The organism is Streptomyces chisholmiae (genome assembly GCF_031845445.1).
Classification (GTDB): Bacteria; Actinomycetota; Actinomycetes; order Streptomycetales; family Streptomycetaceae; genus Streptomyces; species Streptomyces chisholmiae.
In genome coordinates, this window is the sequence record NZ_JAVREO010000007.1 from 216,923 (window position 1) to 241,607 (window position 24,685).

At 72.4% G+C, this 24,685-nt stretch carries 27 protein-coding genes; 7 read left to right on the forward strand and 20 right to left on the reverse strand.

Annotation, left to right across the window (positions count from 1 at the left end):
- Positions 1 to 32 precede the first annotated feature (32 nt).
- Positions 33 to 713, reverse strand: a complete 681-nt coding sequence (locus RM844_RS14000; protein ID WP_311667461.1) for a TetR/AcrR family transcriptional regulator — start codon at positions 711 to 713, stop codon at positions 33 to 35.
- 257 nt (positions 714 to 970) lie between these two features.
- Here RM844_RS14000 and RM844_RS14005 point away from each other — a divergent pair, with 257 nt between their 5' ends.
- Positions 971 to 2,059, forward strand: a complete 1,089-nt coding sequence (locus tag RM844_RS14005) for a zinc-binding dehydrogenase (protein WP_311667462.1) — start codon at positions 971 to 973, stop codon at positions 2,057 to 2,059.
- Between the two features lie 119 nt (positions 2,060 to 2,178).
- On the opposite strand, the gene RM844_RS14010 is transcribed toward RM844_RS14005, so the two are convergent.
- The 11 genes from RM844_RS14010 to RM844_RS14060 all read right to left on the reverse strand — a co-directional run bounded on the left by RM844_RS14010 (position 2,179) and on the right by RM844_RS14060 (position 12,533).
- Positions 2,179 to 3,135 (reverse strand): C-terminal binding protein, encoded by a 957-nt coding sequence (locus tag RM844_RS14010; RefSeq protein WP_311667463.1) that lies wholly within the window; start codon positions 3,133 to 3,135, stop codon positions 2,179 to 2,181.
- The gene (locus RM844_RS14015) at positions 3,132 to 4,340 is read right to left on the reverse strand and encodes a fumarylacetoacetate hydrolase family protein (protein WP_311667464.1); all 1,209 of its coding nucleotides are present in this window, start codon (positions 4,338 to 4,340) and stop codon (positions 3,132 to 3,134) included. The genes RM844_RS14010 and RM844_RS14015 overlap by 4 nt, the downstream gene beginning before the upstream one ends.
- Complete coding sequence (locus RM844_RS14020; protein WP_311667465.1) at positions 4,337 to 4,705, reverse strand: hypothetical protein; 369 nt, start codon at positions 4,703 to 4,705, stop codon at positions 4,337 to 4,339. Before RM844_RS14020 ends, RM844_RS14015 begins: the two co-directional genes overlap by 4 nt.
- Positions 4,702 to 5,568, reverse strand: coding sequence for an amidohydrolase family protein (locus tag RM844_RS14025; protein WP_311667466.1), 867 nt, complete (start codon positions 5,566 to 5,568; stop codon positions 4,702 to 4,704). The genes RM844_RS14020 and RM844_RS14025 overlap by 4 nt, the downstream gene beginning before the upstream one ends.
- Before the next feature lies 1 nt (position 5,569).
- Complete coding sequence (locus RM844_RS14030; protein WP_311667467.1) at positions 5,570 to 6,370, reverse strand: enoyl-CoA hydratase; 801 nt, start codon at positions 6,368 to 6,370, stop codon at positions 5,570 to 5,572.
- Entirely contained in the window at positions 6,367 to 7,578 is a 1,212-nt protein-coding gene (locus RM844_RS14035; protein WP_311667468.1) for a CaiB/BaiF CoA transferase family protein, read from the reverse strand. The genes RM844_RS14030 and RM844_RS14035 overlap by 4 nt, the downstream gene beginning before the upstream one ends.
- 43 nt (positions 7,579 to 7,621) lie before the next feature.
- Positions 7,622 to 8,977 (reverse strand): ABC transporter substrate-binding protein, encoded by a 1,356-nt coding sequence (locus tag RM844_RS14040; protein WP_311667469.1) that lies wholly within the window; start codon positions 8,975 to 8,977, stop codon positions 7,622 to 7,624.
- 11 nt (positions 8,978 to 8,988) lie between these two features.
- The gene (locus RM844_RS14045) at positions 8,989 to 9,882 is read right to left on the reverse strand and encodes a carbohydrate ABC transporter permease (RefSeq protein WP_311667470.1); all 894 of its coding nucleotides are present in this window, start codon (positions 9,880 to 9,882) and stop codon (positions 8,989 to 8,991) included.
- Complete coding sequence (locus RM844_RS14050) at positions 9,879 to 10,706, reverse strand: carbohydrate ABC transporter permease (RefSeq protein WP_311667471.1); 828 nt, start codon at positions 10,704 to 10,706, stop codon at positions 9,879 to 9,881. Before RM844_RS14050 ends, RM844_RS14045 begins: the two co-directional genes overlap by 4 nt.
- 211 nt (positions 10,707 to 10,917) lie before the next feature.
- Complete coding sequence (locus RM844_RS14055; protein ID WP_311667472.1) at positions 10,918 to 11,784, reverse strand: NAD(P)-dependent oxidoreductase; 867 nt, start codon at positions 11,782 to 11,784, stop codon at positions 10,918 to 10,920.
- A 62-nt stretch (positions 11,785 to 11,846) separates the two neighbouring features.
- Positions 11,847 to 12,533, reverse strand: coding sequence for an RraA family protein (locus RM844_RS14060; RefSeq protein ID WP_311667473.1), 687 nt, complete (start codon positions 12,531 to 12,533; stop codon positions 11,847 to 11,849).
- A 243-nt stretch (positions 12,534 to 12,776) separates the two neighbouring features.
- Here RM844_RS14060 and RM844_RS14065 point away from each other — a divergent pair, with 243 nt between their 5' ends.
- Positions 12,777 to 13,445 carry a GntR family transcriptional regulator gene (locus RM844_RS14065; protein WP_311667474.1) on the forward strand — a complete coding sequence of 223 codons (669 nt, stop codon included), beginning with the start codon at positions 12,777 to 12,779 and terminating at the stop codon, positions 13,443 to 13,445.
- 113 nt (positions 13,446 to 13,558) lie between these two features.
- Positions 13,559 to 14,608, forward strand: coding sequence for a helix-turn-helix transcriptional regulator (locus RM844_RS14070; RefSeq protein ID WP_311667475.1), 1,050 nt, complete (start codon positions 13,559 to 13,561; stop codon positions 14,606 to 14,608).
- Here RM844_RS14070 and RM844_RS14075 read toward each other — a convergent pair.
- Entirely contained in the window at positions 14,599 to 15,570 is a 972-nt protein-coding gene (locus tag RM844_RS14075) for an SDR family oxidoreductase (RefSeq protein ID WP_311667476.1), read from the reverse strand. The genes RM844_RS14070 and RM844_RS14075 overlap by 10 nt on opposite strands.
- 158 nt (positions 15,571 to 15,728) lie before the next feature.
- Between RM844_RS14075 and RM844_RS14080 the strand changes: the two genes are divergently transcribed.
- Together RM844_RS14080 and RM844_RS14085 are read left to right on the forward strand one after the other, a co-directional pair.
- Positions 15,729 to 16,367, forward strand: a complete 639-nt coding sequence (locus RM844_RS14080; protein WP_311667477.1) for a TetR/AcrR family transcriptional regulator — start codon at positions 15,729 to 15,731, stop codon at positions 16,365 to 16,367.
- Positions 16,364 to 17,515, forward strand: coding sequence for an acyltransferase (locus RM844_RS14085; protein ID WP_311667478.1), 1,152 nt, complete (start codon positions 16,364 to 16,366; stop codon positions 17,513 to 17,515). Before RM844_RS14080 ends, RM844_RS14085 begins: the two co-directional genes overlap by 4 nt.
- Positions 17,516 to 17,910: 395 nt before the next feature.
- Here the strand turns inward: RM844_RS14085 and RM844_RS14090 are convergent, their stop codons facing one another.
- A complete protein-coding gene (locus RM844_RS14090) occupies positions 17,911 to 18,381 on the reverse strand; it encodes a MarR family winged helix-turn-helix transcriptional regulator (protein ID WP_311667479.1) in 471 nt (156 codons plus the stop codon).
- A 30-nt stretch (positions 18,382 to 18,411) separates the two neighbouring features.
- Between RM844_RS14090 and RM844_RS14095 the strand changes: the two genes are divergently transcribed.
- Positions 18,412 to 19,485, forward strand: coding sequence for a bifunctional NAD(P)H-dependent oxidoreductase/GNAT family N-acetyltransferase (locus RM844_RS14095; RefSeq protein ID WP_311667480.1), 1,074 nt, complete (start codon positions 18,412 to 18,414; stop codon positions 19,483 to 19,485).
- A gap of 155 nt (positions 19,486 to 19,640) precedes the next feature.
- Here RM844_RS14095 and RM844_RS14100 read toward each other — a convergent pair whose 3' ends face one another.
- From RM844_RS14100 to RM844_RS14125, 6 genes are all read right to left on the reverse strand, one after another.
- Positions 19,641 to 19,919 (reverse strand): hypothetical protein, encoded by a 279-nt coding sequence (locus tag RM844_RS14100; protein WP_311667481.1) that lies wholly within the window; start codon positions 19,917 to 19,919, stop codon positions 19,641 to 19,643.
- 245 nt (positions 19,920 to 20,164) lie between these two features.
- Complete coding sequence (locus RM844_RS14105; RefSeq protein ID WP_311667482.1) at positions 20,165 to 20,563, reverse strand: ankyrin repeat domain-containing protein; 399 nt, start codon at positions 20,561 to 20,563, stop codon at positions 20,165 to 20,167.
- Between the two features lie 141 nt (positions 20,564 to 20,704).
- A complete protein-coding gene (locus tag RM844_RS14110; RefSeq protein ID WP_311667483.1) occupies positions 20,705 to 21,076 on the reverse strand; it encodes an ankyrin repeat domain-containing protein in 372 nt (123 codons plus the stop codon).
- A gap of 150 nt (positions 21,077 to 21,226) precedes the next feature.
- Positions 21,227 to 22,606, reverse strand: coding sequence for a CoA transferase (locus tag RM844_RS14115; protein ID WP_311667485.1), 1,380 nt, complete (start codon positions 22,604 to 22,606; stop codon positions 21,227 to 21,229).
- Between the two features lie 135 nt (positions 22,607 to 22,741).
- Positions 22,742 to 23,299 carry a hypothetical protein gene (locus tag RM844_RS14120; RefSeq protein WP_311667486.1) on the reverse strand — a complete coding sequence of 186 codons (558 nt, stop codon included), beginning with the start codon at positions 23,297 to 23,299 and terminating at the stop codon, positions 22,742 to 22,744.
- Between the two features lie 80 nt (positions 23,300 to 23,379).
- Positions 23,380 to 23,787, reverse strand: a complete 408-nt coding sequence (locus RM844_RS14125; RefSeq protein WP_311667487.1) for a RidA family protein — start codon at positions 23,785 to 23,787, stop codon at positions 23,380 to 23,382.
- An 80-nt stretch (positions 23,788 to 23,867) separates the two neighbouring features.
- Here RM844_RS14125 and RM844_RS14130 point away from each other — a divergent pair, with 80 nt between their 5' ends.
- Positions 23,868 to 24,479, forward strand: coding sequence for a TetR/AcrR family transcriptional regulator (locus tag RM844_RS14130; RefSeq protein WP_311667488.1), 612 nt, complete (start codon positions 23,868 to 23,870; stop codon positions 24,477 to 24,479).
- Positions 24,480 to 24,685 lie beyond the last annotated feature (206 nt).

A 24,685-nucleotide genomic window follows, 5' to 3' on the forward strand; every position in this document is an offset into this window, starting at 1 on the left:
CCAACGGCCGCCCCCGTCCGGGGGCTTCGTGGCTACCTCCCGCCGTGCCCGGACGCGGTGGCCAGCCACGGCGGGAGCGCGGCGGCCGCCGCGGCGACGAAGAGGCGGTGCTCGCGCGGCGCCGGCCGGGACAACCAGGCCTCCACCAGCCCCGCCTCGCCGTGCGCCAGGAAGGCGCTGTGCGCCTCGACCCGCCACTCCCGCGGGCCCTCGCCCGCCGGCAGCAGCCCGGGGTCGCGATCCAGCAGGGCGCGGACGGAGGCGGTGAAGTGGTCGACGAGCAGATGGTGCAGGATCGCGCTGCGCCGCCCCACCAGGCCCGCGGTGTAGACCGCGTCGTGCCGCTCCAGGTGCGCGATCAGGGCGGTCGAGGCCCGCTCCCAGATCGCCTCGACCGGGAGCCGTGCCGCCTCGACGTCGGCGATCCAGCCGGCCCTGACCTCGTCCAGCTCCGCGTACAGCACCTGTTCCAGGACGGCCGCCGGACTCGTGGCGTGCTTGTAGAACGTGGTGCGGTTGACCCGGGCGGCGCGCACCAGGTCGGCGACCGCGATGTCCTCCACCGGCCCCTCGGCGGCCAGCCGCAGCACCGCCTCCCGCAGCCGCGCCCGGGTGCGCCGGGTCCGGACGTCCAGCGCCGCGTCCGTCGCACCCGTCGCGTCCGCGCTCGCCTGCGGGGCCGGGGGAGTGGGGGCGTGCTCCTTGCCTGGCATGGCGCGACCCTACTACGACGCCCCGTAGCACCCCTCTGAACAGCGATGATCAACAGGTGTCTCTTTTCTTTCCGGGTCTGCGGTGCGACAATCGATCCTGCGGAAGCGACCCGAAGGCCCCGCCGACCGGGCCGCCGCCGCGACCGCGCCCGCCCGAGCCCGCCGACCCGCGTCGCGCCCGCTCGCCCCGCGCGGCCCGCCTCGGTCGGCCCGCCCCACGGCGACGCCGACGGTCACTCAGGGAAAGAAGCAGGAACATGAAGGCATCCGTCACCAAGGGACTCGGCCAGGGCTTCGTCGTCGAGGAGGTGGAGCTCGCCCAGCCGCTCGGCCACGAGGTCCGCGTCCAGGTCAAGGCCTCCGGCCTGTGCCACTCCGACCTCAGCGTCGCCACCTTCATCGGCGAGGACTTCCCCGTCGTCCTCGGGCACGAGGTGGCGGGCGTCGTCGTCGAGGTCGGCCCCCAGGTCACCCAGACCAAGGTCGGCGACCACGTCGTCGGCAGCCTCATCCAGTACTGCGGCGCCTGCGTCAACTGCCTCAGCGGACGCACCTTCGTCTGCCTCCGCCCCGAGGCCACGCTGCGCCCCGCCGGCCAGCCCTCCCGGCTCAGCTGGCAGGGCGCCCCCGTCGCCCAGGGCATGGGCCTCGGCGGCTTCGCCCAGGAGACCCTGATCCACGAGAACCAGCTCGCCGTCATCCCCGACGAGATGCCCTGGGCCCCGGCCGCCCTCATCGGCTGCGGCGTCCTCACCGGCGCCGGCGCCGTCCTCAACAGCGCCCAGCTCCAGCACGGCGAGACCGCCGTCATCATCGGCGCCGGTGGCGTCGGCATGAACGCCGTCAGCGGCGCCCGCGTCGCCGGGGCCGAGACGATCGTCGTCATCGACATCGAGGACGGCAAGCTGGAGCGCGCCAAGGCCTTCGGCGCCACCCACGTCGTCAACTCCCGCACCACCGACCCGGTCGAGGCCGTACGCGACATCACCGGGCACGGCGCCGACCACGTCTTCGACTTCGTCGGCGCCCGCCCCGTCACCGCCCAGGCCCTCCAGATGGTCGCCAAGGGCGGCGGCCTCTACCTGATCGGCGTCAGCACCGGTGACGCCGGCGTAGAGGTCAACTCCATCGCCACGCTCAGCGCCTCGCAGAAGGTCCAGGGCGTCTACATGGGCTCCTCGAACCTCAAGCGGGACATCCCGCTGTACGCCTCCCTCTACCTCCAGGGCCGGATGAACCTGGACGACCTGGTCTCCAAGGAGATCGGGCTCTCCGACATCACCGCCGGCTACGAGGCGCTCAAGGACGGCAACACCGCCCGCGTGGTCATCACCGACTTCGCCTGACCGATCCCGTCCCCGCCCCCGGGCGAGAACCACGGACCGAGCCGAGGTGGCGGGCAGCACCCCGCGTCCGCCGGCCGGGAACGGGCCGGCGGACGCGGGTGCGTGGGCGGGTTCGGGGGTCAGGCGACCTGGCAGCGCAGCGGCTGGCCAGCCAGGGCGCGGGCGGCTTCCTCGGCGGCCAGCCGCTGGAGGGCGTCGAGCGACTCGGTCGAGTAGAACGCGGCGTGTGGGGTGAGCAGGGCCCCCGGGGAGGAGCGGAGCGGCGAGTCATCGGGAAGCGGTTCCGGGTCGTGGACGTCGAGCGCGGCGCCGGCGAGCTGCCCGGTGCGCAGCGCCTCGGCCAGGGCGTGCGGGTCGACGAGGGCGCCCCGTGAGGTGTTGACCAGCACCGCGCCGGGGCGCATCCGGGCCAGGTTGCCGGGGCCGATCAGCCGGTGGGTCGCCCGGGTGGCGGGGGCGTGCAGCGAGACGGCGTGGGAGCGGGCGAGCAGCTCCGGCAACGCCACGCACTCGATCCCCCGTTCGGCGAGTGCCGCCGGGTCGGCGTAGGGATCGCTGGCCAGGACCAGGCAACCGAAGGGGCGGAGCCGCTCCCGCACGGCGAGCCCGATCTTGCCGGTACCGACCAGGCCCACCGTCGTGGCGGTGAGACTGGGCAACGGGCCCACGTCGGACGGCCCGACCCAGCCGTCCGTGCGGATGGCGCGGTCGTAGGCCGGCAGCCGGCGCAGCAGCGTGAGCAGGCAGGCGACGGCGTGGTCCGCGACGGTGTCGGTGCCGTAGTCGGGGACGTTGGCGACCCGCACCCCCAGGGCCCGGGCGGCGTCCACATCCACGTTGTCGTAGCCGATGCCGTAACGGATCACGGTGGCGCCGGGCGCGAGGGCGGCGAGCACGGCTCGGGTCACGGGTGCGAAGTTGACCAGGGCGACGTCGGCGCCTCGGACCGCCTCGACGGTCGACGGCTCGTCGGTGCAGTGATGTGCGCTGAAGGTCGCGGCGAACCGTTCGGCGGTGGCTCGCTCGCGGCGCACCTGGCCGAACGCCTGGTCGGTGACGACGACCCGGGGCGTCATGGGGTGCCCCCGAGCAGGCCCCGCCGGGCGAGGTTGGCCATCAGGGCGCGGATACCGAAGGTCCACGGCGGGGCCTCCTCCGCGTGGGCCACCACGTTGGCGAGGCTGCCCAGCCGCGGCGTGCTGATGTGCACGAGGTCGCCCAGGTGGTGGGTGAAGCCCTCGCCCGGGGCGTCGCGGTCCTGGGTGGGGGCGAACATGGTGCCGGTGAAGAGCAGCACGCCGTCGGGGTACTGGTGGAGCCGGCCCATGGTCTGCCGGACGAGGTCGAGCGGGTCGCGGCTGATCTCGCTGAGGGAGCTGACGGCTTCGAGCTGGAAGCCGTCGGGTCCGGTGACGCGGAGGGTGATGTCGAGTCGTCGCGCGTCGTCGAGGGTGAAGGCGTCGTCGAAGAGGCGGAGGAACGGGCCGACGGCGCAGGACGCGTTGTTGTCCTTGGCCTTGCCGAGCAGGAGGGCGCTGCGGCCCTCGACGTCCCGGAGGTTGACGTCGTTGCCGAGGGTGGCGCCGACGGGCCGGCTGGTGGAGTCGACGGCGAGCACGAGTTCGGGCTCGGGGTTGTTCCAGACGGAGCGGCTCCAGATGCCTATCTCGGCGCCGAGGCCGACAGCGGAGAGCACCGGGGCCTTCGTGAACACCTCCGCGTCCGGCCCGATACCGACCTCCAGGTACGGGGACCACAGGCCCTCGGCGGTGAGGACCTCCTTGACCCGGGCGGCCTCGGCCGATCCCGGCACCAGGTGGTCGAGCTGGCCGCCCAGCGCGTCCAGGACCCGGGCACGGACGCCGGCCGCGCCCGCCCGGTCCCCGCCGGCGCGTTCCTCGATCACCCGCTCGACCATGCTGCGGACGAAGGTGACACCGCACGCCTTGAGTACCTGGAGGTCGCCCGGGGCCAGCAGACGGGGGCGGTCGTGCTGGCCGGCGAGCGTGGCCCGCACCACCTCGGCGAGGTCGAAGTGGCGGGCGGCCGGGGCGTGTCGGACGAGGTCGGTGGCGTCCTGGCGCTCCAGCAGGTCGGCGACGGTGGGGGCGTGGTGGGTGAGGTCGGCGAGTCGGTCGCCACGGACGGCGACGACGCTGGGGCCGCCGGTCGCCGGGTCGTGGACACGGCCGACCAGGGTGGCGTGGCGCGCGTCCTCGGGCAGGACGTGCGGCGCCAGCGTGGACAGCTGGGGCGCGCGGTCGGAGGCGGTGGTGGTCACGGGATGGCGTCTCCTTCGTCGGACCGTGCCTGTCGGACGGCCAAAGTGCGGTAGTGCGCGGCGTTCCGACGCGTGGCGTCGGCCTCCCGCGCGGTCAGTTCGCGGCGCACCTCGCCCGGCACGCCGGCCAGCGGGGTGCCGGGTGCGGCGCCCGCCCGCGGCACGGTGCCCGCGACGACGAGCGAACCGGCGTTCGCCCGGCGGCCGTTGAGGAGGATAGCCGCCGTGCCGATCGGTGAGTCGTCCTCGTCGCCGCCCAACGAGACGCTCGCCTGCTCAGCGACGCCGACCAGGGTGGCGTCCGGCGCCGGGCAGGCGGTGTCGCCGACGCCCTGGACGCGGCCGTCGAACGGGAACGGGGTCATGCGCCGATGCCGTACCAGTGGGCGGCCGTCTGGCCGCGGACCATGGCGACGGCCCGCGCGCCGAGCCCGGCCCGGGCCAGCAGGTCGGTGAGGTCGGCGAGGGTTCCGACGTAGTCGCGGCGCAGCAGGGACACCGGCCAGTTGCTGGCCAGCATCAACCGCTCCGGGCCGAAGTGCCGTACCGCTTCGGCGACATGGGGCAACAGCGCGTCGCGGTCCCAGTGCTCCCAGGCGGTCAGCACGTCGATCCCGACGGAGACCTTGAGCGCGACCGCGGGGTGGGCGGCGAGCGCGGCGAGGCGTTCGGACCAGGCGCGGTGGTCGCCGCGTTCGACGGGCGGACGGGCCAGATGGTCGATGACGATCCGCAGTTCGGGTACGGCGCCGGCCAGCGCGGTGACGGCGCGCACCTGTTCGTCGGTGACCGGGACGACGTCCCAGGCGAGGCCGCGTTCGGCCAGCTCGTGGCAGAGGCGTACGGTGCCCGGTTCGGTGAGCCAGCCCAGCGGGTCGCGGGCGACGAGGGTGCGCACCCCGCACAGCGCTCCGGTCTCGATCCGGTCCAACTCGGCGCGCGCCGCCTCCGGTCGGGCGAGCGGGAGCCAGCCGACGAAGCCGGCGACGAAGGGCGCTTGGCGGGCGTACTCGGCCAGCCGGTCGTTCTCCTCCGGGCTGTCGACGGACTGGACCAGAACGGTGCTGTCCACGCCGGCGCGGGCCAGTTCGGGGCGCAGGTGCTCGGGCTCGAAGTCCCGGGCGATGGCGGCGTGCTGATGGGTGCGCCAGGGCTGGTCCTGGCGGGAGACCTGCCAGAGGTGGTGGTGGGCGTCGATGACGCGGCCGCCGGCGGCGGGGGTGGGCATGTCAGCGGCCTTCCCATCGGGGGGTGCGGTGGTCGAGAAACGCGGCGACGCCCTCGCGGAAGTCGGCGCTGCCATAGGCGCGGCGCAGCAGGTCGTCGGTGTCGACACGCGCGGCGGCAGCGGTGAGCCGGCGCTCGGTTTCCTTGAGCGCGGCGAGGGTCAACGGCGCCTGACCGGTGAGCCGTTGCAGGAGCGCGTCCAGCTGTGCCGGCAGTTCCACTGGGGTGGCCAGCCGGTGGACGAAGCCGGTGGTGTGCGCGGTGGTGGCGTCGAGGTGGTCGCCGGTGAGCAGCAGCGCCATGGTGCGGGCGGTGCCCAGCCGGTCGGCGAGGCGGGCGACGACGGGCGCCGGCAGGCAGTTGCCGAGCGTGCGGGCGATGGGCGCCCCGAACGTGGCGTCCGGGGTGGCGAGCAGCAGGTCGCAGGCCGCGGCCAGGGCGAGGCCGCCGCCGAAGGCCGGGCCCTCGACGACGCCGAGGAGGGGGGCCCGCAGCCTGAGCAGCCGAGCCAGCACCCGGCCGACCCGGCGCTCGTAGGCCAGCCCGGCCTCGCCGGCGGCCTCCGGGTCGCTTGGGAAGTCGGCGAAGTGCCGGATGTCGGTGCCGGCCGCGAAGGCACGGCCGCCGGCACCGCGCAGCACCACGGCGCGGACGCCGGGCTCGTCGGCGATGTCGCAGCCGGCGGCGAGCTGCTCGTACATGGGATACGTCAGGGCGTTGCGGCGGGGTTGGTTGTCCAACAGCAGCTCCACCACGGGCCCTCGACGGGTGACGTGGACGCTGCCCTCGGTCGCCCGGTTCACGAGGTGCTCCCCTCTTCCGCCGCCGCCCGGGCCGCGTGGACCTCGGCGAGCACCTGGTCGGTGTGTTCGCCGATCAGCGGCGGATGGGCACGGATGCTGGCCGGGCTGTCGCTGAGGTGCAGCGGCGAGGCGAGCACCCGCACCCGGCCGGCCGTCGGGTGGTCGATCTCGCGCACCAGCCCCCGGGCGGCGACCTGCGGGTCCTGGTCGAGGACCTCGGCGTAGTTCTGGATCGGGCCGGCCGGGACGCCCGCGTCGAGCAGGACGGTGACCCAGTGGGTGGTGGGCTGGCCGCGGAGCCGGTCCTCAAGCAGCGCGGCGAGTTCGTCCCGGTTACGCATCCGGTCCATGTTGGTGGCGAACCTCGGGTCGTCCGTCAGGGCAGTCAACTCCAGGGCGGCGCACAGCCGTTGCCACAGTCGCTGGTTGTTGGCGCCGACGGTGAGGTAGCCGTCGGAGGTACGCAGCGCCTGGTAGGGGGCGGACATCCGGTTGGCGGAGCCGAGCGGCTCCGGCGGGCTGCCGGTGGCCCAGTACTCGGTGGACTCCCAGACGGACATGGCGAGTACGGCCTCGAAGAGGGAGGTCTCGACGCGCTGGCCGCGTCCGGTGCGCAGTCGGTGCACGTAGGCGGCGAGGATGCCGCTGAGCAAGAGCATGCCGGCGCCGAGGTCGCCGACGGGCAGCCCGTTCTTCACGGGCCGCCCGCCGGGTTCGCCGGTGACGCTCATCGCGCCGGCCATCCCCTGCGCGACGAGGTCGTAGCCGGGCCGGTCGGCGTAGGGGCCGGTGCCGCCGAAGCCGGAGATGTTGGCGTAGATCAGCCCCGGGTTGAGCGCGGCGAGGGTGTCGTAGTCGGCGCCGAGGCGCTCGGCGACGCCCGGCCGCCAGTTGTGCACCACCACATCGGCGGTGCGGGCCAGGGCGTGCAGGTCGGCGAGACCCCGTGGGGTCTTGAGGTCGAGCAGCACACTGCGCTTGTTGCGGTTGAGGGCGAAGAAGGCGGTGCTGTCGCGGCCCTCCCCGGTCGCTCCCCAGGAGTGCCGGGTCTGGTCGCCGCCGCCCGGGTTCTCGACCTTGATCACGTCGGCGCCGAGGTCGGCGAGGAGCATGGTGCAGAACGGGCCGGCCATCACCTGGGTGAGGTCCACCACCCGCATGCCGGTGAGCGCGGCCGGTGGGCTGGGTTCCTTCGCGTCGTCAGACATGGTGTCTCCTCCTGGCTGGGTGCGCGGGCGTGGGTGCGCTGGGTCAGCGGGCGAGGCCGGCGTTGGCCTCGGCGAAGAACGTGTCCACGGCCTCGGGCACGGTCTGGTGGCCAAAGGCGACGTCCTGGTAGGCCCGGGTGAAGGCGGACTCGAAGACGGCCAGATAGCCCGGCGGATAGACCACGTTGGGCGGGTCGTCCGCCACGATCCGCTGGTAGAGGGCGAGTTCGCGCTTCTTCAGGTCGGGCAGATCCGGGTCGTCCAACTGGCGGCGCAGCAGCGTGGTGTTGGTGACGGCGCCGTTGTCCGACGCGTAGGTGTCGCCGCTGCGCGGGTCGTTGGCCCAGAAGTCGATGAAGGCCGCGGCGGTGGGCACGTTGTCGCAGTTGCGGGGGATGGACAGGCCGGAGGCGATGAGCACGTTGCCCGATCCGGCGGGGCCGCTGGGCAGGGGCAGGCTGGTCATCCGATGGCCCTGGCCCTGACCGTCGAGGGTGCCCTGGATGGGCGTGAGCGCGTTGCCTGGCCGGTTGTCGGAGAGGACGTCGCCGCTGGCCACATAGCTGGCCTCGGGGGACGGCGGCTCCTCGGCGTTGGCGGTGGGGCTGTTGGCCAGTCCCCTCGCGCGGATCTCCTCCCACATCTCCCAGTACCCGATGAGCAGTTCTTCGGAGAAGCCCAGCGCGTCGCCGGAGAACATCTCCTCGCCGAGGCCCTGCACGTAGGCGATGAAGAAGTTGGGCAGCCCGCCGCGGAGCGACGTGGCCGGTATGCCCTCGGGCAGTCCGTCGGCCGCCTGACTCAGGAAGTCGATGTAGTCGTCCCAGTCGTAGCCGGGTTCGGGCAGCGGCGCGTCAGCCTCCCGGGCGAGGGTCTCGTTGACCAGCAGCGCGTCATAGGCGGCGCCGGTGGGCAGCATGTAGAGCTTGCCGTCCGCCCCCCGGCCGGTGTCCAGCACGGCGTCGGGGATGTCGCTCACGTCGATGGCGCCGGACTCGATCATCGGATCGAGCGGCAGCAGCACGTCCCTGGCCGTGAAGTCGCCCAGGGTGCGGGCCTGCAACTGGGTGACGCAGGGCATGTTGCGGCCGGCGCCCTGGACGTTGAGCCGCTTGAAGTAGTTGCCGAAGTCGGCGGTCTCGCGGCTCACCCGCACACCGGGGTGGTCCGCCTCGAAGATGTCGGCGACCGCGTTGGTCCGCTCGTTCCTCGTGCCGGAGCCCCACCAGGAAAGGCGGATGTCACCGGTGATCTCACCCTGGCCGCCCAGCTCCTCGGGGCTGTGATCGGGCAGCCGCTGGCCGCAGGCCGCGACGGCGGCGGCGCACAACACGGCCAGCGAGCCGGCGACCACCCGGCGCGCACCAGCCCGCCGGGGCCCTCTTCCGCGTGCTTGCATGGGTTTCCTCCTCACTTCAGCCCGCTGGTGGCGATGCCCTCGACGAGCAGCTTCTGGGCCGCGATGAAGAACGCCAGCACCGGCACCAGGGAGAGCGTCGACATCGCGAACAGCGAGCCGTAGGCGGACTGGCCGGTGGCGTCCAGGAAGGTGGCCAGGCCCTGGGAGACCGTCCAGGCGTCCGGCTCGGTCAGGTAGAGCATCGGACCGAGGAAGTCGTTCCAGGTGTTGATGAAGGTGAACAGCGCCGTGGTGCCGAGCGCCGGGACGGACAGCGGGATGACCACCCGCCAGAAGATGCCCCAGTGGCCGCAGCCGTCGAGGCGGGCCGCGTCGTCCAGACTGGGCGGCAGGGCCCGGATGAACTGCACCATCAGGAAGATGAAGAACGCGTCGGTGGCCATGAACTTCGGCACCACCAGCGGCAGCACGGTGCCGACCCAGTCCAGCTGGTTGAACAGGATGTACTGCGGCACCAACGTCACGTGGTAGGGCAGCAGCAGGGTGCCGATGACGAGGGCGAACAGCGGCTTCTTGAAGCGGAACTCAAGCCGCGCGAAGGCATAGGCGGTCAGCGCGCACGCGATCAGGTTGCCGACGATGCTGAGCACGGTGATCGTCAGCGAGTTGAAGAAGAAGCGGGAGAAGTTCAACTGCCCGCCGCCGGCCCAGCCGTCCGCGTAGTTGTCCCACGTGAGGTCCCCGGTCCACAGCCCCAGGGTGTTGAACACCTGGTTGTCGGGGCGGAGCGAGGCACCGAACATCCACAACAGGGGATAGAGCATCAGCGTCAGCGTGACGATCATGACGCTGTGCTTGGCCAGGCCGCGCAGCAGCCGGCTACGGGTGGGTCGGTTGCCGAAGAGGAGCCGACGCGGGCGGGGCGGGGCGCTGGTCGTGCTCATCGTTCGTCTCCGTAGTGGACCCAGTAGCGGGAGCTGAGGAAGAGGCAGCCGGTGAAGAGCGCCAGGCCCAGGACCAGCACCCAGGCCATGGCCGCGGCATAGCCCATGTTCAGCTGGGCGAAGCCCTGTTCGTAGAGGTAGAGGGTGTAGAAGAGCGTCGAGTCCGATGGCCCGCCGCTGCCGTTGCTCACCACGTAGGCGCTGGTGAACGCCTGGAACGCGTTGACCACGCTGAGCAGCAGGTTGAAGAAGATCAACGGGGACAGCATCGGCAGCGTGACGCTGCGGAAGCGGCGCAGCGCGCCCGCGCCGTCCACCGAGGCCGCGTCGTACAGCTCCTGCGGGACCTGCCGCAGCCCGGCCAGGAAGATCACCATGGCCGAGCCGAACGTCCAGACCTGGAGGATCACGATGGTGTACAGGGCGGAGTCGGGGTCGCCGATCCAGCTGGTGTGCTCGATCCCGACCAGCGCCAACGCCTTGTTGACGATGCCCTCCTCGCCGAAGATCTGCCGCCACAGCGCGGCGACCGCCACGCTGCCACCGATCAGCGAGGGCAGGTAGAACAGCGCCCGATAGCCGGTGAGGAAGCGCAGCCCCCGGTTGAGCAGCATGGCCAGCCCCAGCGACACGGCCAGCAGCAGCGGCACCGACCAGGCCACGTAGGTGAGGGTGACGCTCACCGAGTCCAGGTAGCGCGGGTCGGTGGTGAACATCCGCTCGAAGTTGGCGAAGCCGACCCATTCCGGCGCGCCGGACAGGTCGTAGCGGGTGAACGCCAGATAGAGCGAGAACAGCATGGGGCCGAGGGTGAAGACCAGCATGCCGATCAGCCACGGCGTCAGAAAGGCGAAGGCGGCCCGGTTTTCCGAGCTCGCCCGGCGTGAACGCCGGCGCGGCCCGGCTGGGGGCCTCCCCTGAGGGGTGGGCGGGGGCGGCGGAAGGACCTGCGTTCTTCCGCCGTCCGGGCCCGTGTCGTTCTTCTTCATCGCGAAACCTCCACTCCGGCGTGGGGTCGTGGGGCAGCTGGCCGCGTCAGCGCGGCGGGTGCTCCCGGGCCGCGCGCGCGTGGTGCTCCACGCGGTCGGCCATGATCTGGGTGAGGAGACCGGCCAGCGGGAGGCGGACGCCGGCGGCGCGGGCCGCGGCGGTCACCTCCCACAGGTCCTTGCTCCAGGGACGTTCGCGCACGGGCGTGCCCCCGGCGTCGTAGGCGTCGGCGACCCGGTCGAAGAAGCCCCAGTTGCGGGCGACCCAGGAGTCACCGGTGCCGCCGGCCACCACGGCCAGTACCGCCTCTTCGGCGACGCCGTGTGCGGCGGCCAGCTCCAGCGCCTCGTGGGCGCCGGCGAGCGCGGCGAACATCATCAGTTGGTTGGCGAGTTTGACGGCGGCGCCCGCCCCGGCGGGGCCGACGTGACGGACGTCGTTCCCCACCGAGTCGAGCAACGGGCGTGCCCGGCCGAGGACGTCGGCCGGGCCGCCGACCATCACGGACAGTTCTCCCCGCGCGGCGCGCTCGGCGCCGCCGCTGACCGGCGCGTCCAGCAGGCTCACACCGGCCCGCTCCGCCTCGGCGGCCAGCTCGCGCGCCGTCGCGGGCAGCACGGTGCTGTGCACCAGCACCACGGCGCCCGGCGTGAGTTGGGTCAGCAGGCCGCCCTCTCCGGTGAGCAGCCCGGCCACCGCCGCGTCGTCGGGCACGGCCAGGCAGAGCGCCTGACAGGCGGCCAACTCGGCGATGTCGGACACCCGTTCGGCGCCGGCGGGGATGTCCCGCTCGGGTGCCACATCGTGTGCCACCAGCTGCCAGCCGTCCGCCGCCAGGGCACCGGCCATCGGTAGCCCCAGGTTGCCGAGACCCACAAAGCCGACGCGGGTGTGCTCACGGTGCAGCGTCATGTCGCTCGAACTCCTGTCGGCGGTGGACGGTTGGCGGGCGGTGGGAGTCGGTCTGGGAGGGGTCAGCGGACGCTGTCGTCCAGTGGCCGGCCGAGCTTCTCGTAGAGCCGCCGCCGGCCGATCTTGTCGTTCTCCAGCTCCTGCCTGGCGTACTTGGCGACCGTCTCGGCGTGCTCCACCGGGACCGCCACCACACCGTCGCCGTCACCGACGACGATGTCGCCCGGTCGGATCAGGACCCCGCCGATGTCCACCGGCACCTGGAGGGCGTCGAACTCGACGCGGCCCTGCACCATCGACTGCGCGCGGTAGCGGCAGAAGATCGGCACCCGCTGCATGACGCACTCGTCGGTGTCCCGCACCCCACCGGTGGTGACGATGCCGGCGGCCCCGGCGGCATGCCACTCCAGGGAGTTGTTGGAGCCGATCTCGCCGACCGGCAGTCCGGCGGACTGGATGACGACGATGTCGCCGTCCTCGATGGTGGGGGTGATCCTGTTGGGATAGATGTTCCGGTACCAGTCGTTCGCCCAGCTCGTGTACTCCTCCGGAGTCAGCGGGGGCACGGCCTTCTCGGTGGGCTTGAACCGCATGGTGCGGGCGATGCCGGTGAAGCGGGCGCCCTCGTACAGCGGGGTGATCTCGGGCGAGACAGTGCCCTTGGCGTGCAGCCCGGCCCAGTCCAGACCGTCCCGCACGTCGGCGACGCGCAGGCCGTCGAACAGGCGCAGCAGTTCGGCTTTCTCCATCGATCTCAGTCCTCAATCGCGTTGGGTCCCGGTCGTCTTGCCTATTGTCTACAATAGGCATCAGGAGGCGGCAAGACCCTGGGACGATGTCATCGTCAATGACCCCGTGGTGTGCTGTCGCCGCGCGCTTGTCGCCGCCGCGATGGGCATGATGTGAGAACCACGAGCCAAGAGAGGCTGCCCATGGCTTCCCGCGCCCGCCCACCGGCGTCGCCCCCGGAAGGACCAACGTCGAACAGGCAGTTGGACCCGCCGAGCTTGGTGCAACTCGCCGCCGGGGCGATTCGCAAGATGATCCTGTCCGGCGAACTCGGCCCGGGGGACCGGCTGATCGAGCTGGCGCTGACCGAGCGACTCGGCATCAGCCGCCCACCGCTGCGCGAGGCGATGCGGCTACTCGAACAGGAGGGACTGATCCTGGTCCAACCCCGGCGCGGCGCCACCGTGGCCGCGCTGACCGACCGTGACGTCTACGAAATCCTCACGCTGCGCTCGGCGTTGGAGCGCACCGCGATCGAGCTGGGCGTCCCGGTGCGGCTGCCCGAGCGGCTCGCCGCCTGCCGGGAGGCACTCGGCCGCATGGAGCGGAGCGCGGCCGAGGAGGACCGGGCGGCGCTGGTGGAGAGCGGCTACGCCTTTCACGCGGCGCTGGTCGGGCTGGCCGGGCACCGCCGCATCGAGGACATCTACTCGTCCCTGCACCGCCAGTTGCTGCTCTGCATGGCGCGCAACCTCTACACCAGGGAGCGTTACTACGAGGACCTGGACGTCCACGTGGCACGCCACCGCCACCTGCTGGAACTCGTGGAGGCGGGCGACCCGGCGGCGGTGCTGGCCGAGTTGGCGGTGCACGGCGAGCGGTCGTTCTCACAGCTGGCCGACCGGGTGCCACGGGCCGGCAAGCGGAGCTGAGCGGCGCGTGGCGCCCTGGCGGGCGGCGCCACCACCGGTCGGCCGAGCGGTGGGGGGCCTCGGCTCCGCCGCGGGCCGCGCGGCCCGTGCCCCGGGTCCACGATCATGGGGCCATGCGTGCCGCCCGCCTCATCCGTATGGCCTTCCTCATCCAGCTGAACCCCGGCCTGACCGCCGCCGCTCTCGCCCGCGAGGTGGACGTCTCCGAGCGCACCGTGATCCGCGACATCCAGGCGTTGCAGGAGGCCGGCATCCCCGTCCGGTCCGAGCGCGGCCGGTTCGGCGGCTACTACCTCCAGGCCGGCTACCGGACCCGGCTCGCCACCCTGCACCCCACCGAGGCGGAGACGCTGTTCCTCTCCGGCCTGCCCACGGCCCTCCAGGACCTCGGGCTGGCGGACGCGGCCGACACCGCCCGCCTCAAGCTGACGGCCACCCTGCTCCCGGCGGTGCGGGCGGCAGCCGAGTCCTCCACCCGCCGCTTCCACCTCGACGCCCCGGCCTGGTTCCGCGAACCGACCACCCCGCACCTGCTGCCCGAACTGGCCCGCGCCGTCTGGGCCGACCGCACCGTCGAACTGACCTACGCGCGGCCGGCCCGCGACCACGCCCCGCCCACCGCCGTCTCCCGTCTGGTGGAACCGTACGGGCTGGTCCTGAAGGCGGGCGTCTGGTACCTGGTGGGCCGACTCCACGAGGAACGGCCGGGGCGCGCCGGGGCCTGGCGCACCTACCGCGTCGACCGCGTCACGGCGCTCACCACCCTCCCGGAGGCGGAGCCGTTCACCCGTGACGCGGCCTTCGACCTGGCCACCCACTGGGCGGCCCACGCCGCCCGGTTCGCCCGCACCCTGCTGCGTACCACCGTCAGCCTGCGCCTCACCGAAGCGGGCCTGCGCCGGCTGCCCGCCGTGGTGGACGAGGCCGGCGCCGAGGAGGCGCTGGCCGGGGCCAGCCAGCCGGACGCCCACGGCCTGGTCACCCTCGACCTGCCGACCGAGTCACCGGACGTCGCCCTCGACCAGCTGAGCAGGCTGGGCGCGGACGTCGAGGTACTGGCCCCGGCGGGCCTGCGCGCCCGCTTCCGCGAGCGCGCACTGGCCCTGGCCGCCCTCTACGGGGCGGAGCCCTCCGGGGCGGCCGCGCCGGAGCCTCAGCGGTAGTCGTCCGCCGAGGCGTCCTTCCCGCCGTAGGTGACGTCCTCGAAGTACGCCCACGCGTTCGGCTGGCTGCCGTCCACGTCCCGCACCCCGTAGGCCCTGGCCAACTCCCCGCTGGAGGTGGACCGCCCGTTCCAGCGCTCGGCCCGGTCCCGGTCGGCGGCCAACGCCGCCACCGCGCGGGCGAGATAGGTCGGCGACTCGGCGATCGCGAAGGCCGGCTCCTGGGCGATGGCGTCCCGCCAGTTCTCCTCGGTCACCCCGAAGTGGGTGAGCATCTGCTCGGAGCGCAGGAATCCCGGCGAGACGGCGACCGCCGCGCCCCCGTACTCCGCCAGCTCCTGGCCCAGCCCGAAGGCCAGCCGGATCGGGGCGTTCTTGGCCAGGTCGTAGTACATGTTCTCCCGGTAGCGGCGGTTGGACTCCGCGGTGCCGTCGGTGACCTCCACGTGCAGCGGCGCGTCCGAGCGGATCAGCAGCGGCAGCAGCAGCGCCGCGGTGATGATGTGCGAGCGGGCGCCGAGTTCCAGGATGCGCAGGCCGTCGGCGAGCGGGGTCTCCCAGCTCTTCTTGCCGAAGACCGAGCGGGTCAGGAGGTGTTCGCCGCCCCAGAGGTCGTTGACGAGGACGTCGAGGCGCCCCACTTCCCGCTCGATCCGCTGGGCGAGGGCGCGCACCTGGTCCTCGTCGAGGTGATCGGTCGGCACGGCGACGCCGGTGCCGCCGGCCGCGGTGACCAGCTCCGCGGTCTCCTCGATGGTCTCGGTGGTCCGGCCGACCTCGCTGGCCCGGGCGCGGGTGGTGCGTCCGGTGACGTAGACGGTGGCGCCGGCGCGGCCCAGCTCGACGGCCTGGGCCCGCCCGGCGCCACGGGTGGCCCCGGCCACCAGCGCGATCCGCCCCGCGAGCGGGCCGGCCTGGGCGGCGGTCAGGGGGGTGTTGGCGGAAGAGGAATCCTTGCTCATGGGATTCATGATCCACGCCAAAACTGACAGAACACGTCACCTTTTCCCGGCCGTTTCGCCGCCCACCCGCCCCCTGGGCCGCCCTCCTGTCGGGTCGGGTGCCCTGCCTCTGCATACTCACTGGTATCGGATACCCACAGGTATGCTACTGTCCGTGCATGACCAGTGCAGAACATCCTCATCCACCCGGGCCCACTCCGCGTCTCCCGCGGGCCGAAGTGCGCCGGCGGCTCCTCGCGACCGCCGCCCAGGTCTTCGCCGAACGCGGCTACGCCGAAAGCAAGTTGGAGGACATCGCCCGCGTCGCCGGCTTCACCAAGGGGGCCGTCTACTCCAACTTCCGCAGCAAGCAGGAACTCTTCGGCGCGCTCCTCGCCGAACGCGCCGAGGCCGAACGGGCCGCCGTGACAGCCTGTGTGGACGAGTCCGAAAGCGTGCCCGAGATCGTCGACCGGGCCGCGCGTCTGGTCTCCCGGCGGATCGTGCACGACACCGAACGTGGCCGACTGGGGCTTGAGTTCGCCGCCCGGGCCATGCGGGACGCGGAGGTCGGGGCGGTAGTCGGCCCCATGCGCCGGGCGCAGCGGGCGGCGGCGGCCGACGCCGTACGCACGGTCACCGAACGCGGCGGCATCACACCGCCCATCGACGCGGAGTTGGCGGGAGTCATCCTGCACTGCCTGACCAACGGGCTCTCGATGGAGCACCTCGTCGACCCGGAAGGTATCGACGCCGGCACCGCCGAACGAGCCCTGGGTGCCGTGCTGAGCTGGCTGACCTGGGAAACGCCGTCATGAAACGTCAGGAACACATCGACTGGCTGCGCAATCTGGGAATCCTGTTCCTGTTCCCCTTCCACACCGCGAGAGTTTTCAACGACAACCCGGAGTTCTATGTCAAGGGGCCGGAGAACGCCTTCTCCTCCGCGCTGATCAACATTTCCTCCTTCTGGTTCATGCCCTTACTCTTCCTGCTGGCCGGACTGTCGAGCCGCTACGCGCTGCGGCAACGCACGGCCGGTGTCTACGTGCGCGAACGGTGTGCGCGCCTGCTGGTCCCGTTCCTCTTCGGCTGCCTCGTCATCGTGCCGCCGCAGGCCTACTACGCGGCGATGTTCCACCACGGCTACCGTGGCGACTATCCCGCGTTCCTGTGGACCTACTTCACGGACTTCTCCGACTGGTCAGTGCTCACCGGCATATCCCCGGCGCACCTCTGGTTCATCCTCTTCCTCTTCCTGATATCCCTCGCCCTGCTCCCCGTGATGCGGGCGATCATCCGCCGGCAGTACACCCCGGCCTGGCTGGCCAACCCGCTCCTCGTCCTGTCGCCGGCCGTCGTCCTCGCCGCGCTCTCGTACCTTCCCGAAATCGGTGGAGAAAACATCTTCGTCTATGCGGGATACGTCCTGCTCGGTTTCCTCATCGCCACCAGCGACACCATTACGGAGACGGTGGAACGGGCCCGGCGCGGCTATCTTTGCATCGCGCTGCCGGGCGCACTCTGTATCGCGGCACAGAGATTCACCGTTGGCGTCCCATCAGACCTGATCTCCCCGGCCTGGCACGCTCCCGTGCACTGGGCGACGCTCCTGGCCATGCTGGGATACGGAAAGCGTTACCTCGATCAGGCCTCGGCTCTCAACCGATACTTCAGCTCGGCCGCCTTTCCGGTCTACATTCTCCACCAGACCTATCTGATCGCCACCGCCTACCACGTCCTGGGGCGAGTGGACAACGCTGCCGCCGCTTTCATCCTCATCATGGTGCTGCCTTTCCTCTTCAGCCTCGCGAGCTACGAGGCCATCCGCCGCACAGCCGGGGTGCGTCTCCTGTTCGGTCTACGGGCTCCGCGTCCTCCGACTCGCCCGCGCCTCCCTGCGTCCGGTCCGCCCACCGGCCACCCCGACGGTCCGCGAGCCGCATCCCCGACCCCCAGTCCGTAGCCGGGCCGGGCGTCGCTGGGTCCCGCCCGTCGATCCGGCGAAGTGTGAGCTGGACGACGGGCGCCGTGGCCGTCAGCCGTGGGGTACGAGGTCGGGAGTTCTCCTGGCGGCACCTTCGGACGACAGGCCCTTGAGCGAGTCCATCGCCTTCGACAGGTCCACCGGGGGCGGGAAGCGCGCCATGCGAGCCGTTCGGTCCTGATCCAGGCCGGCGGTCGGGCGGTGGGCCCGAGTCCGGTCACGGCCGGCGACCTGCCGCGCCGTCCGGCGCCGGTGTCCCCCGCCCGAAGCCCCGTGGCCGCACCGGGAGTTGGCCGCACCACGGCCCCATCCGCGTCGTGGCCGCCGGCGGGGCGGGCACGGAACGGGGCCCCGCCCCGTGGCCTGGAGTCGGTTCAGTCGTCCGCCGCTCCCGCGAGTTTGCCCGCCACGCGTTCCAGCGCGGCCAGGTCCTCCGGCGCCAGCCGGTCCGCGAAGTGCCGCCGCACCGAGGTGAGATGGGCGGGGGCGGCGTCCTCCAGGGTGCGCAGGCCGTCCTCGGTCAGGACGAGCAGGCAGCCCCGGCCGTCGTCGGGATCGGGCGCGCGCCGGACGAGGCCGCGCGTCTCCATCCGGCTGGTGTGCCGGGAGAGCCGGCTACGCGACCAGCCCATCTTGGCGGCCTGCTCGCGCAGCGTGCTGGTGCGGCCGGGGCGTTCGGAAAGCGTGCTGAGCACCTCGTAGTCGGGCTCGGAGAGCCCGACCGCGGCGAGGTCGCGCGCGGTGGCGGAGCGGACCGCGATCATCATGCGGCGGAAGGCGCGCCACGCGCGCTCCTCCTCGGGGTCAAGCCATCGGGTGGCCTCGTCCGGCGACTTCGTTGACATGGAAACAATCTACTCGCTAGGTTCATTTACATGTCAACGAAACCCCTGCGTGTTCTCGTCCTGGTGTGCAGCACCCGCCCCGGCGCCCTCGGCCCCGCGGTGGGCGACTGGCTGACCAGCACACTCGCCCACCGCGCCGAGGAGTTGGGCGCCGAACTGGTCCCGCTCGCCCTGCGCGACCTCGACCTGCCCTTCCTCGACGAGGAGGAGCACCCGTCCGCCGGCCACTACGCCCACTCACACACCCAGCGCTGGAGCCGGACGGTGGACGCGGCCGACGGCTTCCTGATCGTCACCCCCGAGTACAACTACGGCATGCCGGCGACCCTGAAGAACGCGCTCGACTTCCTCGGCCCCGAATGGGCCTGGAAACCGGTCGGCTTCGTCGCTTACGGCCACACCTCGGCCGGCACCCGCGCCGTGCAACACGCCAAGCAGGTGACCACCACCCTGCGCATGGTGTCCCTGGGCGCCACCGTCGCGCTGCGCATCGGCGACGCCATGGAGAACGGACAGGTCCGCCCCGACCCCGCGCTGACCGGCACCGCCGTCGGCCTTTTGGACGAACTGGTCCGGGTCGGGCACGCCCTCCGCCCCCTGCGCGAAGCCGCCCGGCCCACGGCACGCCCCGGCCCACTGCCCGGCTCCTACCTGCGCCCACTGACCCCCGACGACGCCCCGGAGGTCACCGTCCTGCAGCGGTGCTGCTGGGCGGACGAGGCCCTGGCCAACGACACCTGGGACATTCCGGCCCTACGGGAACCGGTGGAACAGGTACGCGCCTGGCTGGCCGCCTGGCAGACGCTCGGGCTGTGGCGGGACGGCCGCCTGCTCGGCCTGGTCCGCGCCCGCCGCACCGGCACCGACTGGCACATCGGCCGCCTCGGCGTCGCACCCGACCTCCGCGGCCAGGGCCTCGGCCGCTGGCTGCTCCACGCCGCCCAGTCCGCGGCCGACCCGCGCTGCGACCGCCTGGTCCTGTCCACCGGCGCCAAGAGCCAGGCGAACATCGCCCTCTACCGCGGCGAGGGATACGAACTCTCCCCACCCGCCGACGACGACGGCACCGTCCGCCTCACCCAGCCCATACCCAACGACCGCTGACCGGAGTTGCCTGACGGGGGAGCGGGGAGCGGGGAGCGGGGAGCGGGGGAGTGGGAAGTGCGCCACGGGGTCAGCGCCCCCGGGTCCCGCTGTCAGGCCCGCGAAAAGCTCCGTGGCCAGCCAGTGGCCGTCACTCCTGGCCAGTTCCTCCGGAGTCATGCCGGTCGCGGCGGCTCGGCGGGCGGGTCGGCTTCCCGGGCCGGCAGGAGGGCGGTCAGGTCCATGTGCAGCGGGGTATCCCACTGGGCCGACCCGTCAGCCTCGATGTTCACCGCGTGGCGCAGCAGCGGGATCGCGAACTGGGCTTCCTCGACGTCGGCGCCGGATTTGAGCGCGTCCCGGAGGGCACGTACGTCGCCTCGCTGAACCGCGCGGGTGGCGGGACTCCGCACGATGCGGGCTAAACGGCGGCCTGGTTCCACGAGTGCTCCCATCGTCGATGAGGGTGAGGTTCCTGTTCGTCCGGAGTGACTGACTCAGCACACACGCTGGGGGAGCAGCCGAACTGCGGACTGGGCGCGGCGAATCGGGCGGACTCCGCCGGGGCGGCCCGGTGAGCTTCGACCTCGAACGCGGCCCCGCCGAGATCCGGTGCGGAAGGGCGGGGCCGCCGGGCTGGGGAGGGCCGTCTCAGCGGCCCCGGTCCCGTTTCCCACGCTCGAAGCTTTTCAGCGCGAGGTCATGGCCGTCGACGAAGGCCACGTGCGTCTAGGCCCCGTGCTCGTTTCCAGGCGTCGAAAAGCTCCGTGGCCAACCAGTGCCCGTTGGCCACGGCCAGCTCCTCCGCTGTCGTGCCGGTGCCGAGCGCCGCTCGGCGGGTCGGGTCCGCTCCGCGGGCCAGCAGCAGGGCGACCGCGTCGGCGTGCGGGGGCGGCCGGCGGTGGGCGGTGCTGTCGCGCTCCACGTCAACGGCGTGGTGGAGCAAAGTCTTGCCGAAGTGTTCCTCGTGTGGGTCGGCGCCGGCGTCGAGCGCTGCGCGCAGGGCCGGCAGATCCTCCAGTGCGATCGCCCGGTGGGCTGGCGTCCAGGCATAGTGACTGGGCGGCACGGTGCGTCGGGGAGACGCGTTGGTGTCCATAAACGCTCTTTGGCGTGGGATGGATGGGGTGGTGGGGTGCCGGCCGGTCTCCGGGTCGGGAACCGGGCCGGCGGCACGCCGAGCTGCGCTTGGCGTGATCGGTGGGTGGGTCGGTCGGCCGGGGTCAGGCAAGAGCCGGATTCACCGATTCCGTTCCCGTTTCCAGGCGTCGAAGAGCTCTGTGGCCAGCCAGTGCCCGGTGAGCATGGCGACGTCTTCGGCGGTCAGACCGGTCGCGGCGGATCGGCGGGTGGGGTCGGCGCCGCGGGCCAGCAGGAAGGCGGTCAGGTCGACGTGCAGCGGGGTACGCGTTTGGGCGGCCCCGTCACCCTCCACATCGACCGCGTGGTGGAGCAGTGAGGTGCCGAACTGGGCTTCCTCGACATCGGCGCCGGCGTCGAGGGCCTCTCGGAGGGCGGCCAGGTCCTGGTGTGCGACGGCGTGATTGGCCGGGCTACGCCTGATCGGGCGAGGAAAGAGCCCGGTGACGGACGGGGGAGGAACGAAGGACATCAGTACTCTGATCGATCGATGACGTTGATGCTCGGCAACGCGTTCCGAGCCGGCTGCTGATGTCGTCGCAGCCTTCGTACCGGGACAACTCGCGGGAGTTGCCCCGAGTTCCCGCCACGGCAGCCGGTGCTGGCGAGGACTCGATTCCCGTCAGGCGTCGCGCCACCCCGGCGCGTCCGCGCCCCAGCGAGCCGCCGGGCGCGCCCAGTTGACCGGGCCGCCCGCGTAGGACACCGGCGGCAGCGCGTGGCGCAGTCGGCCGACCGGGCTGTCCGTCTCGGTCAGCCGGCGCTCGGCGTCGAAGCCGCCGGCCGCGCCCGGCGCGGGGGCCAGCTCGTGGAGCAGCCAGTGCGCGGTCCGCGTCAGGGCCAGCCGAACCAGTCGGGTGCCACCCGCGCGGTGCTGCTCGGTGAACGCCCGCAGCACCCCCGCCGCCAGCAGATAGCCGGTGCCGTGGTCGAGCGCCTGGGCGGGCAGCGCGCCGAGCGCGTCCGGCGAGCCCTCCAACTCGGCGATGCCAGTGGCCACTTGGACCAGGCTGTCGAAGCCGCGCCGCTCCCGCCACGGCCCGTAGTGGCCCCACGCGGACAGCTGGGCGACCACCAGGCCCGGACGGTGGGCGGCGAGCGCCTCGGGCGTCAGCCCGAACCGGTCGAGCGCGCCCGGCCGGTAGCCGGTGACCACCACGTCCGCCGCGTCGAGCAACCCTTCGAAGACCCGGCGGTCGGCGGCATCGCCCAGGTCCAGGACGGTCGAGCGCTTCCCCATCCCCGTGTCGTTGTGGGCCTCCTGGCTCTCCGGCAGCTGCGGGGCGTCGATCCGCAACACGTCCGCGCCGAGCAGGGCCAGGGTGCGGGTGGCGACCGGCCCGGCGAGCACCCGGGTCAGGTCCAGGACGCGCAGCCCCGCGCACGGCAGCGCGGCGGTGCCGAGTGCCCGGACCGGGGCGTCGTCGACGCGCGCCGTCGTCAGCAGCGGCTGCCCCGCGACGAGAGCCCCCTGCTCGCTCCTCGCCCACACCTCGGGCCGGCGGGCCGCGACGGCCAGCCCGCCCGCCGCGTACACCGTCTCCTCCACCTCCAGCGCGGCGCGCCCCGCGATCGCCTCGGCCACCGCCGACGCGCCCCCGTCGCCCGGCACCCCGAGCGCGGCGAGCGACCGGGCCCGGTGGTGCGGGTAGTTGGCGTGCGTGCGCACCCACCCGTCGGCGGCCCGCCAGAACCGGGACAGCGGCGCGAACGTCGACCACGCCTGCCCGTCGACCCGCGTCAGCCGGTCACTGAGGAACGCCGCGGCGACCGCCTCGTCATCGACCCGCACCGCCGGCACGGGCCGCCCGCTGCGCACGGCGGCCAGCTCGGCGGCCGCGAGCGAACACACCGCTACGGTGGCCCGGGCCAGCTCCATGACGGGCAGCCGAGCCGGCAGACCATCGGAGGGACCGCCGTAGGTCACTCGGTCAAGCAGGGCGGGATCGGCACCCAGTGTCGCCCAGGCGTGCGATGTGGCTGCGGAGATGGGGAAACTCATCGGCACATCATGACACTGAGTGCCACTCAGGGGGAAGGGGCCCAGCCAGCGGCCGCCCCCGACGCCCGTCGCCGAGCGCCGGTCATCCGGGCGTCAGCCGCGGGACGCCCGCGTGAGCCCGCGCGGCGACCGGCACTACTCGCCCCGGAGCCGGTCCGCGAGATCCCGGAGCTCCGTCAGCCCCGTCGCGCCCACGAGATCGGCCGGGGCCAGGTCCGGGTTGTGGCCCTGACTCGGCCGTGGAGCCAGGCCGGCGCCGACCTTCGCCGGCTCCGCCGTCGCCGTTTGGGCCAGCCACGCCACCTGGGTGCTCGCCGCCCCCCGGAGGCGTTCGATGGTGGCCAGCAGTGAGGGAACCCCCCACACGACAAAGGTGAACCGGCCCGTGCCCGTGGAGATCTCCAGTTGCTTGGACAACCGCCGTGAGACATCGCGGACGCCGGTGACGACCGGCAGGAAGACGCTGAACCGGCCGGTGAGGCGATTGGCCGCGTGCGCGTCGAAGACGATGCGGTAGTCCGTCACGTGCAGCCGCCCGCCGATGCCCTCCTTGCCGCGCATGCCAACCGTCCCCAGCAACCGGTCGTGGCGGAAACGCGTCAGCCCCGCCTCGGCGACCCCGACCAGCGCGTTGGCGTTCTTGCTGACCCTCACCACCTCGCCGGGCAGCAGATCGTCCGGACCAAGCGTCATGTTTCCTCCCCGAGAACAACGTTCGCAAAGCCTAAAGGCCAGCCCGAGTCCGGCCTGTCCGGTCGTGACCGGAGGCGCGGCTATGCGAGGACCGCGGTGGCTTCGACCTCGACGAGGAGGTCTGGTTCCCCCAGTGCCGCGACGCCCAGCAGGGTGATCGGCTTGACCGGGTCGATGCCGAGCTTCGCCGCCGCCCGGCCCACGCCCTCGCCCAGCAGCGGCATCTTCTCGGGGTGCCAGTCGACGACGTAGACGGTCAGCTTCGCCACGTCGTCGAAGGAGCCGCCGATCCCGGCCAGGGCGGTGCTGATATTGAGGTAGCACTGCTCGACCTGGGCGGCGAAGTCTCCGTCGCCCACGGGGCGGCCGTCGGCGTCGCGGGCGACCTGCCCGGCGAGGAACACGAGCTTCGAACCGGTGGCGACCGACAGTTGCCGGTAGACCTCGGGCTTCGGCAACCCCTCGGGATTGACCAGCGTGACGGGCATGAGTGGCCTCTTCTTCTTGGTGACAGGAAGGGGAGGATCAGCCTCCATGAAAGCATAGCGGTGCTATGTATTGTGGGATCATGGCGAGGACGAAAGATCCGACGGTCCGCTCCCTCCTGCTCGACCGGGCCGCGCAGATGCTGCGGACCCGGCAACCGGTCACACTCCGCGCCCTCGTCGCGGGAACGGGGGTGTCAACCATGGCGGTCTACACCTACTTCGGCGGCATGGACGGACTCTGGAAGTCGCTGCGTCAGGAAGGCTTCACGCGCCTGGCCGCCCAGCTCGAGGCCGTCAGGACGTCCGCGGACCCGGTGCGGGACCTCGCGGCACTGGGCGCCGCCTACCTGGTCAACGCTCTTGAGAACCCCGATCTCTACCGCGTCATGTTCGACGCGGACTTCGACCTCGACGACACCGGCGCCGCGGACGAAACCCTGCACCGCCTCGTCGACGCCATCGACCGGGCCAAGGCGGACGGCCGCTTTCACCGCGAGGTCGACCCGTTGGAACTGGCCACGCAGAGCTGGGCCATCGGCCACGGACTCGCCTCACTCGTCGCCACGGGCCCCCTGTCGCACCAGGCACTCGCTCACGGCGTGCCCATGTTGACCGCGCTGTTCACCGGCGCGGGAGACGAACCCGAGCGATGTCGCCGGTCGGTTGAGCACGGCTGGGCCGGCATCGCATAGTCCAGGCCCGGCCCGGCCGGCTCTCGCGATCGGAGGGATCGGCCCTGGCCGGGCCCCCTGCCCGCTGCTTCCCTGTGGTGCTCAGCGCTATCTCATGTGGTGAGTCGGCGGTAGCAGATGGAGGTGCAACGGCTTCACTTCCACGCCAACGTCCCCGATGGAACCGCGTCCATACCGCCCACCAACTGAGCGATGAGTTCCGGGTC